This window comes from Polaribacter sp. BM10, from assembly GCF_002005425.1.
GTDB lineage: Bacteria > Bacteroidota > Bacteroidia > Flavobacteriales > Flavobacteriaceae > Polaribacter > Polaribacter marinaquae.
Genome location: NZ_CP019704.1, coordinates 1,013,724 through 1,026,548, shown reverse-complemented (window position 1 = coordinate 1,026,548; position 12,825 = coordinate 1,013,724). Strand labels below are relative to the sequence as shown.

12 protein-coding genes are annotated in these 12,825 nt (G+C 30.9%); 8 read left to right on the top strand and 4 right to left on the bottom strand.

Going from position 1 to position 12,825, the window contains the following annotated elements:
* The first annotated feature begins 83 nt into the window (after window positions 1–83).
* The 4 genes from leuC to leuB all read left to right on the top strand — a co-directional run bounded on the left by leuC (window position 84) and on the right by leuB (window position 4,846).
* A complete protein-coding gene (leuC, locus tag BXQ17_RS04560) occupies window positions 84–1,484 on the top strand; it encodes a 3-isopropylmalate dehydratase large subunit (protein WP_077809511.1) in 1,401 nt (466 codons plus the stop codon).
* A gap of 87 nt (window positions 1,485–1,571) precedes the next feature.
* On the top strand, window positions 1,572–2,171 hold the full coding sequence (gene leuD, locus BXQ17_RS04555; protein ID WP_077809510.1) for a 3-isopropylmalate dehydratase small subunit: 600 nt from the start codon (window positions 1,572–1,574) through the stop codon (window positions 2,169–2,171).
* Window positions 2,172–2,198: 27 nt separating this feature from the next.
* Window positions 2,199–3,719, top strand: coding sequence for an alpha-isopropylmalate synthase regulatory domain-containing protein (locus tag BXQ17_RS04550; protein WP_077809509.1), 1,521 nt, complete (start codon window positions 2,199–2,201; stop codon window positions 3,717–3,719).
* A 71-nt stretch (window positions 3,720–3,790) separates the two neighbouring features.
* The gene (gene leuB / locus BXQ17_RS04545) at window positions 3,791–4,846 is read left to right on the top strand and encodes a 3-isopropylmalate dehydrogenase (protein ID WP_077809508.1); all 1,056 of its coding nucleotides are present in this window, start codon (window positions 3,791–3,793) and stop codon (window positions 4,844–4,846) included.
* 506 nt (window positions 4,847–5,352) lie between these two features.
* On the opposite strand, the gene BXQ17_RS04535 is transcribed toward leuB, so the two are convergent.
* Genes BXQ17_RS04535 through BXQ17_RS04520 form a run of 4 tightly spaced genes read right to left on the bottom strand, consistent with a single transcriptional unit; the run spans window position 5,353 to window position 10,251 of the window.
* Entirely contained in the window at window positions 5,353–6,285 is a 933-nt protein-coding gene (locus tag BXQ17_RS04535; RefSeq protein WP_077809507.1) for a peptidylprolyl isomerase, read from the bottom strand.
* 52 nt (window positions 6,286–6,337) lie between these two features.
* Complete coding sequence (locus BXQ17_RS04530) at window positions 6,338–7,921, bottom strand: hypothetical protein (protein ID WP_077809505.1); 1,584 nt, start codon at window positions 7,919–7,921, stop codon at window positions 6,338–6,340.
* Window positions 7,922–7,924: 3 nt separating this feature from the next.
* On the bottom strand, window positions 7,925–9,517 hold the full coding sequence (locus BXQ17_RS04525; protein WP_077809503.1) for a peptide chain release factor 3: 1,593 nt from the start codon (window positions 9,515–9,517) through the stop codon (window positions 7,925–7,927).
* 44 nt (window positions 9,518–9,561) lie between these two features.
* Window positions 9,562–10,251, bottom strand: coding sequence for a peptidylprolyl isomerase (locus BXQ17_RS04520; RefSeq protein ID WP_077809502.1), 690 nt, complete (start codon window positions 10,249–10,251; stop codon window positions 9,562–9,564).
* 121 nt (window positions 10,252–10,372) lie between these two features.
* Here BXQ17_RS04520 and idi point away from each other — a divergent pair, with 121 nt between their 5' ends.
* The 4 genes from idi (at window position 10,373) to BXQ17_RS04500 (ending at window position 12,797) form a co-directional block, all read left to right on the top strand.
* Window positions 10,373–10,891: an isopentenyl-diphosphate Delta-isomerase gene (gene idi / locus BXQ17_RS04515; RefSeq protein WP_077809500.1), complete on the top strand. Its 519-nt coding sequence runs from the start codon at window positions 10,373–10,375 to the stop codon at window positions 10,889–10,891.
* Window positions 10,884–11,297: a 6-carboxytetrahydropterin synthase gene (locus BXQ17_RS04510; protein WP_077809499.1), complete on the top strand. Its 414-nt coding sequence runs from the start codon at window positions 10,884–10,886 to the stop codon at window positions 11,295–11,297. Before idi ends, BXQ17_RS04510 begins: the two co-directional genes overlap by 8 nt.
* 107 nt (window positions 11,298–11,404) lie before the next feature.
* Window positions 11,405–12,199: a metallophosphoesterase gene (locus BXQ17_RS04505; protein WP_077809498.1), complete on the top strand. Its 795-nt coding sequence runs from the start codon at window positions 11,405–11,407 to the stop codon at window positions 12,197–12,199.
* Window position 12,200: 1 nt separating this feature from the next.
* A complete protein-coding gene (locus BXQ17_RS04500; protein WP_077809496.1) occupies window positions 12,201–12,797 on the top strand; it encodes a hypothetical protein in 597 nt (198 codons plus the stop codon).
* The last annotated feature ends 28 nt before the right edge of the window (window positions 12,798–12,825 follow it).

Sequence of the window (12,825 nt, the reverse complement as noted above, 5' to 3'; positions counted from 1 at the left end):
TTTTATTTTATTTTAAAGTTTTTAATTTAAGGAATACTATATTTTTGAGAATAGATTATAGTTTGAATATAACAAAGAAAAAAATGGCAAAAACATTATTTGACAAAGTATGGGATTCACATGTGGTACGTAGCGTAAAAGACGGACCAGATGTTTTTTTTATAGATCGTCATTTTATCCATGAAGTTACAAGTCCTGTAGCTTTCTTAGGATTAGAAAGTAGAGGAAACAGTGTTGTTTATCCAGAGAGAACTTTTGCAACTGCAGATCATAACACACCAACAATAAATCAACATTTACCAGTTGCAGATCCTTTATCTGCAAATCAATTAAATGCTTTAGAAAAAAATGCTGCAAAGTATGGTATTTCTCACTGGGGTTTAGGTGATGTAAATAACGGAATTGTGCATGTTGTTGGTCCAGAAAACGGAATTACTTTGCCAGGAGCAACTATTGTTTGTGGAGATTCGCATACATCTACGCATGGTGCTTTTGGTGCAATTGCTTTTGGTATTGGTACTTCAGAAGTAGAAATGGTATTATCTACACAATGTATTATGCAACCAAAACCTAAAAAAATGCGTATTAACGTAAATGGTAAGTTAGGTTTGGGTGTTACGCCAAAAGATGTTGCCTTATATATTATATCAAAACAAACTACATCTGGTGCTACCGGTTATTTTGTAGAATATGCTGGTGATGTTTTTGAAGATATGACAATGGAAGGTCGAATGACTGTGTGTAACTTATCTATTGAAATGGGTGCACGTGGTGGTATGATTGCTCCAGACCAAAAGACGTTTGAATATATTAAAGGTCGTTCTCAAACTCCTAAAGGAGCAGATTGGGACAAAGCAATGAAATATTGGGAAACTTTATATACAGAAGAAGGCGCAGAATTTGATGTAGAATTTAATTATGAAGCTTCAGATATAGAACCAATGATTACTTATGGTACAAATCCAGGTATGGGAATGGGAGTTACAAAATCGATACCAAACGCAGAAAATGTAGAAGGCGGTGTAGAAACATATAAAAAATCTTTAGGTTACATGTCTTTTAACGAAGGTGATGCAATGATAGGTAAAGAAATAGATTTTGTTTTCTTAGGATCTTGTACAAACGGTCGAATAGAAGATTTTAGAGCATTCTGTTCTATTGTAGAAGGAAGAAAAAAAGCTGATAATGTGACTGCTTGGTTAGTACCAGGTTCACATAAAGTTGTAGATCAAATTAAAGAAGAAGGTTTAGATAAAATTATAGATGATGCCGGTTTTGTTTTAAGAGAACCTGGTTGTTCTGCTTGTTTGGCGATGAATGATGATAAAATTCCTTCAGGAAAATTATCAGTTTCAACTTCAAACAGAAACTTCGAAGGTAGACAAGGACCTGGATCTAGAACTTTATTAGCATCACCATTAGTTGCAGCAGCATCTGCAGTAGAAGGTGTTGTAACAGATCCAAGAACATTATTAACAGCATAATAGCTATGCTTTTGGCAGTTAGCCATTAGCTTAAAATTATTAATTATTGCCAACAGCCAACAGCTAAAGGCTAAAAGTATAAAAACAATGGCTTACGATAAATTTAATGTACTAACAAGTACAGCTTATCCATTACCAATAGAAAATGTAGATACAGATCAAATAATTCCTGCTCGTTTTTTAAAAGCTACAGAGCGTAAAGATTTTGATATCAACTTTTTTCGTGATTGGAGATTTAATCAAGACGGAACACCAAAAGCAGATTTTCCTTTAAATAAAGAAATTTATGCAGGTTCTAAAATTCTTGTAGGAGGTAGAAATTTTGGATCGGGTTCTTCAAGAGAACATGCAGCTTGGTCTGTGTATGATTTTGGTTTACGTTGTGTAATTTCATCAGCATTTGCAGATATTTTTAAAAATAACTGTTTAAACGTTGGGGTTTTACCTGTACAGGTTTCACCAGAATTTGCAGATACTTTATTTACTGCGATTATGGCAGATCCTAAAACAGAAATTAAAGTAGATTTACCAAACCAAACGGTTACATTAGTAGCAACTGGTGAATCTGAATCTTTTGAAATTAATGCTTACAAAAAAGATAACATGTTAAACGGTTTTGATGATATAGATTATTTAAAAAACATCGAAAATGAAATTTCTACATTTGCAGAAACTAGACCATTTTAAGAATAACTTTTAAAGGTTAAAAATAGTATGGTTAGTAGAAAGATAGAAATAATGGATACGACACTTCGTGATGGAGAACAAACATCAGGAGTGTCGTTTTCGGTTTCAGAAAAATTAACAATTGCTAAATTATTACTTGAAGAATTAAAGGTAGATCGTTTAGAAATTGCATCTGCAAGAGTTTCTGAAGGTGAATTACAAGCAGTAAAAAAAATTACTTCTTGGGCCAAAGAACATCATTTTTTAGAAAACATCGAAGTGTTAACTTTTGTTGATGGTGGAAAATCTATTAATTGGATGTTAGAATCTGGTGCTAAAGTTCAGAATTTATTAACCAAAGGCTCTCTAAATCATCTCACACATCAATTAAAAAAAACACCAGAACAACATTTTAAAGATATTGAATCTACAATAGAATTAGCAGCTAAAAAAGGCATTAAAACTAATGTTTATCTAGAAGATTGGTCTAACGGAATGCGCAATTCTAAAGAATATGTTTTAGCTTATTTAAATTTTTTAACAAATCAAAAGATCGAACGTGTTTTATTGCCAGATACTTTAGGTGTTTTAACTCCCGATGAAACTTATAAATATGTTACAACTTTAAGAGAAAGATATCCGAAGTTGCACTTTGATTTTCATGGACATAATGATTACGATTTAGGCGTGGCTAATGTTATGGAGGCTGTTAAAGCTGGTGTAAATGGTTTGCACTTAACAATTAACGGAATGGGTGAGCGTGCAGGAAATGCACCTATGGCAAGCGTTATTGCAGTAATTAATGATTTTTTAGATAATTGTGAAGTTAATGTGAATGAAAAAGCGTTAAATAAAGTTAGTAAACTAGTAGAAACTTTTTCAGGATTTAGAATTCCTGTAAACAAGCCTGTAGTTGGTGCCAATGTTTTTACGCAAACTGCAGGTATTCATGCAGACGGTGATAATAAAAACAATCTTTATTTTAATGATCTAATGCCAGAGCGTTTTGGTAGAAAACGTAAATATGCTTTAGGTAAAACATCTGGTAAGGCAAATATTCAGAAGAATTTACAAGATTTAGGACTTAGTTTAAATGATGAAGAGTTAAAAAAAGTAACGCAAAGAATTATAGAATTAGGAGATAAAAAAGAAATTGTTTCTCAAGAAGATTTACCATATATAATTTCTGATGTTTTAGATAGCGACACAATAGAAAAACGTGTAGTTGTAGAAAACTATGTCTTAGGTCATGCAAAAGGAATGAAACCTTCTACAACTTTGCAATTAAAAGTTGAAGGGATTTTATATGAAGCACATGCGCAAGGAGACGGACAGTTTGATGCTTTTATGAATGCATTAAAAAAATTATATAAAATACACAGTAAAAAAGAATTACCAAAGTTAATAGATTATGCTGTTAGAATCCCTCCAGGAAGTCATTCTGATGCATTGTGTGAAACTATAATAACTTGGAAAAGAGAAGAAAAAGAGTTTATAACACACGGTTTAGATTCAGATCAAACAGTATCTGCAATTAAAGCCACAGAAAAAATGTTAAATATTATATAAAAGCTTTTTACTTTTAGCAATTAGCATATAGCTAAGAGCCAAAAGCCAAGAGCCAAAAGCCAAAATAGAAAATGAAATTAAATATAGCCTTATTAGCAGGAGACGGAATTGGACCAGAAGTAATTGATCAAGCAGTTAAAGTATCTGATGCAGTTGCTAAAAAATTTAATCATGAGATAAATTGGAGACCAGCTTTAACTGGTGCTGCAGCCATAGATGCTGTTGGAGAACCTTACCCAGATGAAACACATGAAATCTGTGCTTCTTCAGATGCTGTTTTATTTGGCGCTATTGGTCATCCAAGATTTGATAACGACCCATCAGCTAAAGTTCGTCCAGAGCAAGGTCTATTAAAAATGCGTAAAAAATTAGGTTTGTTTGCTAATGTTAGACCAACATTTACATTTCCTTCTTTATTAGATAAATCTCCTTTAAAAAGAGAAAGAATTGAAGGTACAGATTTGGTGTTTTTACGTGAACTAACAGGTGGTATTTATTTTGGTGAAAAGGGTAGAAGAGATGAAGGTGAAACTGCTTTTGATAATTGTGTTTATACTAGGGCAGAAGTTCAACGATTGGCAAAAAAAGGTTTTGAATTAGCAATGACTCGTGGTAAAAAACTTTGCTGTGTAGATAAAGCAAATGTTTTAGAAACTTCTAGATTGTGGAGAGAAACTGTACAAGCCATGGAGAAGGAATATCCAGAAGTTGAAGTTTCTTATGAATTTGTAGATGCTGTTGCAATGCGTTTGGTACAATGGCCAAATAGTTATGATGTTTTAATTACAGAAAATTTATTTGGTGATATTTTAACTGATGAAGCTTCTGTTATATCTGGTTCTATGGGTTTAATGCCAAGTGCTTCTTTAGGTTCTAATATTGGTTTATTTGAGCCTATTCATGGTTCGTATCCACAAGCAACAGGTTTAAATATTGCAAACCCAATGGCAACAGTTTTATCTGCAGCAATGATGTTCGAAAACTTTGGTTTACAAGAAGAAGGTAAAGCAATTAGAGATGCCGTAAATAGTGCTTTAAATAAAGGTATAGTTACCGAAGATTTAGCAGATGGAGGTAAAGCTTTCGGAACAAATGAAGTAGGAGATTGGTTGTCTCAAAATATTTAAAAAAAATAGAGTTTTAAAAAAAGCGTATTCAAAAGAATGCGCTTTTTTACTTTACCTATATTCTGGGTTTTCAAAGCTCCAACGTTTTCCATCATCCCAATCTTTTCTAGAATTACCATAACTTGGATATCCCTTATTACTTTTAATAATGATGCTAGATGTAATAATTATAAGTTATAAAGGTGGTATTTCTATTTGTGAAATCACTTGTATTACCAACAGGGTTTTCTAATTTTTTATTTTTAAATGTCTTTAGAAACTTGCATTAATAGAGAGGTGTGACTTTTGGCAGGAGATTTCTTTAAAGTACAATTAACATATATAACTTTTAAATTACTAAAGTCTGGTTTTTTCATAATAAAAGTATTTATTAGATTAATTAAACAAATTGTTTCTAATGTAAAGAAAATTAAGTAGTTATGATTTTAAATTAACTTTTTTAACAAAAACCAAAAAGCCTCAATACAAAATATGTATTGAGGCTTTTTATTATTTTAAGAATGTAATTACTTAACGTCCATTAATTCTACATCAAAGATTAGTGTAGCGTTTGGAGGAATTACTCCACCAGCACCTGCAGCACCGTAAGCTAAATTAGATGGAATTACAAAACGAGCTTTATCGCCAACTTGTAATAACTGAATTCCTTCATCCCAACCAGCAATAACTTGACCAACACCAACGTTAAAATCGATTGGTTGTTTTCTTTTGTAAGAAGAATCAAAAACAGTTCCGTCTAATAATTGTCCTTTATAATGTACAGAAACTCCAGCTCCTTTTGTTGCCTTTTTTCCTTCACCTTTTTGTAAAATTTGGTAACGTAAACCACTTTTAGTTTCATCATAACCAGCAGCAACACTGTCTAAAAGCTCTTTTTGTTTTGCTTTTTCTTTTGCTTCTCTTTTTTCTCTTGCACCTTCAAAAGTTCTAAAAGCTTCTACAGCATTAAAAGCTTCAGCTTCTGCACCAACTCTAACAATTTCTAAAGAAGTTAATTCATCTCCTTGTGTAACAGCATCTACAACATCTTGTCCTTCTATTACAGAACCAAATACAGTGTGTTTACCATCTAACCAAGGTGTTGGTACATGAGTGATGTAAAATTGAGAACCATTGGTTGCAGGTCCAGAATTTGCCATAGCTAATTTTCCTGGTGCATCATGTTTTAAATCTGGGTGAAATTCATCATCAAATTTATAACCAGGGTTACCTGTTCCTGTTCCTAAAGGACAACCACCTTGAATCATAAAATCAGGAATAACTCTATGAAATTTTAAACCATTATAATAAGGTGTACCTTGCTCTTTTACTTCATTCTCTAAATTTCCTTCTGCCAAAGCAACAAAATTACCTACAGTACCAGGAGTTTTTTCGTGTTCTAATTGTACTAAAATTTCACCTTTTGATGTAGTGAATTTTGCATAGATTCCGTTATTCATTTCTTATTATTTAATTATTTTACTTTATTATTATTTACAGTTTAAACTGTATTTATTTTTTTGAATTTAAGATTGATAATCCGTAGGAAATACCAACATTTATGTTTGTAGAGTTCACATTGCCAAAGGGAGACCACATTTGCCCGCCAGATATCTGAAATGAAAAGTCTTTTGAAGCATGATAATTAAGACCAATAGTTGGTCTAATTAAAACACCTTCACCAGAATCTACACCACCACCTCCGGCAACACCACCAGCTGCTTCTAAGAATAGTGAAAAATTATTATTTAAAAATTTATTCGATTTTATACCAAGGCCAAAAATTCCGTGAGCATAACCACCAGCACCTCCTAAATAAGCAAATGAAGCTTCACCTGCTACATAAAAACGCTTGTTGATATCATAATTAATTTTTACAGCTAGTAACTGTAAATCATTATCTTGTCTATCAAGAATTGCAACATCATAATAGGTCTGATTTTGAAATCCTATTTGAATACCTTGAGTTTTTATAGATTTAATTTTTTCTGAAGAATAAGGATCTCTAATACCACCACTTAATCCGTAATATTTTAAGCTAAAACCAGCTGTATAAGCTTCAAAAGTTCCGCCAACAGATCTATGATAACCACCGTGAAGACTTACGCCAATCTTTTTAGAGATTTTAAAATCTGCACCCACACTTGGATACATTGTTAAGCCACCTTCTGGAAAAACTCTACCACCTGCAGCTCCAATACCAGCTTTAGCAAATAAGTTTACATATTTTGTTTGTACAAAATTTTTACCTAAACCTATAAAAACATCCATAAAACCAGCTCTTAAACCACCATACATAGCATCTAGATGCGCATAAACAAAAGAACTTTCTGTTAAATAACGTTGATATTCGAAACCTATTAGACTTAATGTTTGTGTAATAGGAGTAGTGTTGTTAAAGTTTCCGAAACCATCATTTCTAGTTGATCCAATAGGAAATAAGTAATCAAATGTAATTTGTTGTACACTTTTTACAGCTGGTTTCTGCCAAAAAGAATCACTAAAAGTATTTTCTACTTCAAATCTTTCTTGAGCATCTTTATAAGAAGCAGCTCTAACTGTTGTAGGAATTTCTACAAAAAAAGAAATATTATCTCCTTTTTGAATACCTGTAAAGAAGTTTACATGACCATATTGTAAACCAAAAGCAAACTTATCTGTTTTGTATTGCAAGCCAATATTTGGGTAAATAATTCCGCCACCATTTACTAAACTTCTAAATCCGCCACCACCACCAAAGTGAATATTTGCATCAAAATATAAATTTTTATAAATTTTCTTATTAACACCAAGATTTACACCCAAAGTAAATAATCCGCCTTGATCGCCATAAACGGCACCATGAAAACCTGCACCTGTGTATAGCCAATCGGTTAAAGGTATATTATAATTTAAGCCAAATAAACCCATTGTTGGGTCTAATTTATATGTAGTGCCGTCACCATAATTATATGTAATATCTGGCTGATCTATTAATATATAATTTAAACGAATACTGTTTTTTAACTCTTTTCCTTTTAAATCATTGATACTATAATTTTGCGAAAAGGTTTTAAAAGCGAATAATAAGATTAGCAGTAATACAATTTTCTTCATAAACTAATTTTTGAATTCACTTGTAAAATGTAATTTAACTGTTGGATATTTACTCTGTGTCATTTGAATTGTGAATTCAGAATCTGCTAAAAATACCAATTGACCTTGCTTGTCTTTTGCTAAATAACGCTGTTTAACTCTTTTGAATTCTTTAAATTCATCATTCTTTGGGTTTTCTGGTTCAACCCAACATGCTTTATGAACTTGTAAATTTTCATAGGTACATTTTGCACCATATTCGTGTTCTAATCTATATTGAATAACTTCGTATTGTAATGCACCTACAGTACCAATTACCCTACGACCATTCATTTCTAATGTAAATAATTGAGCAACACCTTCATCCATTAACTGGTCTAAACCTTTGTATAATTGTTTAGATTTCATTGGGTCTGCGTTATTTACATAACGGAAATGTTCTGGAGAAAAACTAGGTATTCCTTTAAAGTTTAATTGTTCTCCTTCTGTTAATGTGTCTCCAATTTTAAAATTACCAGTATCGTGAATACCAACAATATCACCAGGAAAAGATTCTTCTACAATTTCTTTTCTTTCTGCAAAGAATGCATTCGGGCTAGAAAATTTTACTTTTTTACCATTTCTAACATGTAAATAAGGAGAGTTTCTTTTGAAGGTTCCAGATACAATTTTAATAAACGCAAGTCTATCTCTATGCTTAGGATCCATGTTTGCATGAATTTTAAAGACAAACCCTGTAAGTTTTGTTTCTTTAGAATCTACCAAACGTTCTTCTGCTTTTTTAGGTTGTGGTGCCGGTGCAATTTCTATAAAAGCATCTAATAATTCTTTTACACCAAAATTGTTTAAAGCAGATCCAAAAAATACAGGTTGTAAAGTACCATTTAGGTATTCATCTCTATCAAATTCTGGATACACCTCGCTTATCAATTCTATTTCTTCACGTAAGGTTTCTGCAGCAGTTTCACCAACTATGTTATCTAGTTCTGGGTTTGATAAATCATCAAACTCAACACCTTCGGATATAGAAGTTTTATTGTCTCCAGAAAAAAGATTAATTTTTTTCTCCCAAATATTGTAAATCCCTTTAAAGTCATATCCCATACCAATAGGAAAACTCATAGGAGTTACTGTTAAACCTAATTTTTGTTCTACTTCATCTAATAAATCAAAAGCATCTTTTCCTTCTCTATCCAATTTATTGATAAAAACCAACATTGGTATGCTTCTCATTCTACAAACTTCAACTAATTTTTCGGTTTGTGGTTCTACACCTTTTGCAACATCAATTACAACAATAACGCTATCTACTGCAGTTAAAGTTCTAAAAGTATCTTCGGCAAAATCTTTATGCCCAGGCGTATCTAGTATATTTATCTTTTTATCTTTATAAATAAAGGCAAGTACAGATGTGGCTACAGAAATACCACGTTGGCGTTCAATCTCCATAAAATCTGAAGTTGCACCTTTTTTTATTTTATTGTTTTTAACAGCACCTGCTTCTTGTATTGCACCACCAAAAAGTAAAAGCTTTTCCGTTAATGTTGTTTTACCAGCATCTGGATGCGATATAATACCAAATGTTCTTCTACGTGCTATTTCTTCTAAAAAACTCATCTACAAAATTTGAGGTGCAAAGATAGGTTTTACAAAGAGAAATATCAATCTAAAATTTCTATTGTCATTTTAATATCTTCAACAGGCCATTCATCTACACCAACTTTTACTCTAGAAATTTTATCTAATGTGTCGAAACCAGAAATTACTTCACCAAAAACAGTATGTTCGTTGTTTAAATGATGTGCACCGTTTCTATTATGTACCATGTAAAATTCAAAAGGACTCGATAATTTATTCGGATTTTTTTCCCACTGTCTTGCAGCTGCTAAAGCACCATATTTATGCTTTCGGTTACTTTTAAATTCGGGTTTAATTAAATAATTGCCGTATAATCTTCTTTGATTATGTGTATAAGTTTCATCTGAGTTACCGCCTTGAATTACAAAGTTTCTTGCTACTCGATAAATTACTGTTGTATTAAAATATTTAAGTTTTGTTAAAAAGATAAAATTAGCTCTGTGTATAGGCACATCATCGTACAAACGAAGTTTAATATTACCAAATTTGGTTTTTATGATGACTTTGTTCTCTTTGTTCTGCTTGCCATATTCTGTAAAAAAAGCTTCAACATTTGTTTTGTTTAAACTATCCCAACGCTTTTCTACTTTCTTTTCTACAATTTGTTTGATGTTTGTTTTAGTTTTTTTCTTATCATTTTTAATTTCAGAATTACTGCAATAATATAGAGAAGATAAAGCGATAAAAAATAATAACTTATAGTAAAATTTCATAGAGTAAAAGTTCATTTTAAATGTCAAATATAAATCATCAATATAAAAGAATAGAAAAATCTTATAGTTTTTAATCAAATTTTATGATTTATTGATACTTGTATTCCTTATTTTTGCAATAATGAAAGAACAAGTAATTTTAGTAGACCAAAACGATAAGCAAATAGGCTTAATGGAAAAAATAGAAGCACATGAAAAGGCATTGTTACATAGAGCTTTTTCTGTTTTTGTTTTTAATGATAACGGAGAGTTAATGCTACAACAAAGAGCAGCATCTAAATATCACTCGCCATTGTTATGGACAAACACTTGTTGTTCACATCAAAGAGAAGGAGAAACTAACCTAGAAGCTGGTAAAAGAAGATTGCAAGAAGAAATGGGGTTTGTAACAGATATAAAAGAAGTTTTTTCTTTTATTTATAAAGCACCTTTTGATAACGGCTTAACAGAACATGAATTAGACCATGTTATGGTTGGTAAGTATAATGATGCACCCAACATAAATAAAGAAGAAGTAGAAGCTTATAAATGGATGTTATTAGATGATGTTAAAAAAGACATCGAAGAAAACCCTACGAATTATACAGAGTGGTTTAAAATTATTTTTGATAATTCTTACGAAAAACTAACAAATGCCTAAAGTTACAGTTCATAGAAAAGCACATTTTAACGCTGCACATAGATTGTACAGAAAAGATTGGAGTGACGATAAAAACTTCGAAGTTTTTAGTAAATGCAGTAATCCTAATTTTCATGGTCATAATTACGAGTTAATTGTTTCTTTAACTGGTGAAATTGATAAAGAAACTGGTTATGTTTACGATTTAGGAATTTTAAGAAATCACATAAAATCTGAAATTGAAGACTGTTTCGATCATAAAAATTTAAATTTAGAAGTACCCGAATTTAAAGAATTAAACCCAACAGCAGAAAACATTTGTGTTGTTACCTACAATAAGTTAAGAAAGTTATTACCAACTAATTTAGATTTAAAAATTACGTTGTACGAAACCCCAAGAAACTTTGTAAGTTATTCCGGAGAATAACAGCGTACATAACTTTACTTTTAATTCTGTAAGTTTTTTTAATAGCACCGTCTATTAGAATTGTTAATGAATTAAACATTTATAAAATCATATATTAATTTAATAAAATGAAAAATTTTAAACTAGTAATGCTATTAAGCATTATTACAATATTTATTGCTTGCGAAAATCTTTTTGAATACAGTGTGTATGAAGCAGGTGTAAATAGTTCAGAAAAAAATACAACAGCAAAAAACTTAAAACTTTTAGCAGAACTAGAGCAAAATAATCAAGATTTTAAATTTGCTTTTATTACAGATGTTCATTATTTCTATAATAACTTAAGATCTGTAGTAGAAGATATTAATAATAGAAAAGATATTGCTTTTGTTGTTTTTGGTGGTGATATTGCAGATCAAGCACTTTTAAAAGAGTTTGAAATTTTTTATGATATCATGAAAAATTTAAACAAACCTTATTTTACTGTAATTGGTAATCATGATTATAATTCTAACGGAGCATTGATTTACAAAGAAATGTTTGGAGATTACAATTACTCTTTCGAATTTAATAACAACAAGTTTGTAATGTTTGACGATATTATTTGGGAAAGCAATAAAGATCCTGATTTTGAATGGTTGTCTAACGAGTTAAGTGACAATGCAAATTACAACCAAGTATTTTCTTTTTCTCACATTCCTATTGTTGTTAGTAATGATTTACCAGACGAAATGAAAAACCAGTACAATACTATTTTAAAAGAAAATAATGTTGCACTTTCTGTGCATGGCCATACACACGGGTATTTTTATGAAGAAGGTGATGTAAACTATTTAGTAATTCCGGCACTTAAAAAACCAGAATACGGAATTATTAGCGTACAACAAGACAGTTTTGATATTGAACTTATAGAATTAAAGTAACATGAAAATTAAACAATTATTTACGGCAGTAATGCTAATAATGTTTGTTGGTAAAACAATAGCACAAGAACAAAAAACGGTTAATAATAAATCTTGGTATGTGCCAGATTATGTAAAAGCACAATTTGCAGGTAATATTGGTATGATTTCTTTAGGTGCCGGTTATCAATTATTTGATAAAGTTTTATACACAGAATTATTATATGGTTATGTGCCAGAATCCGTTTCTAAAGCAGACAGAATTCATTTATTAACAATCAAAAATACGTTTCCTATTTATAGAAAAAAAATAAGCGAAAACTTAACAATTACACCAATTGCAGGTTTTGCATTATCATACGAAATTGGTACAAATTCGTTTACCTCTCTGCCTAGTATTTATCCAGAAGATTATTACGTGCCAAACGCATTTCATTTTACACTTTTTGGTGGCGGATTAGTACATCAAGAATTTAAAAATAAGAAAATTTTTAACGGAGCAGATTTTTATGCAGAAGTAGGTACTGTAGAAACCTATTTATGGTACGCCATCACTTCTAAAGAAGTATCTTTTGGTGATGCTTTTAGTTTAAGTATTGGTGTAAATTTCTATTTATAAAATACATTTAAAATTAAAAAAAACCTTG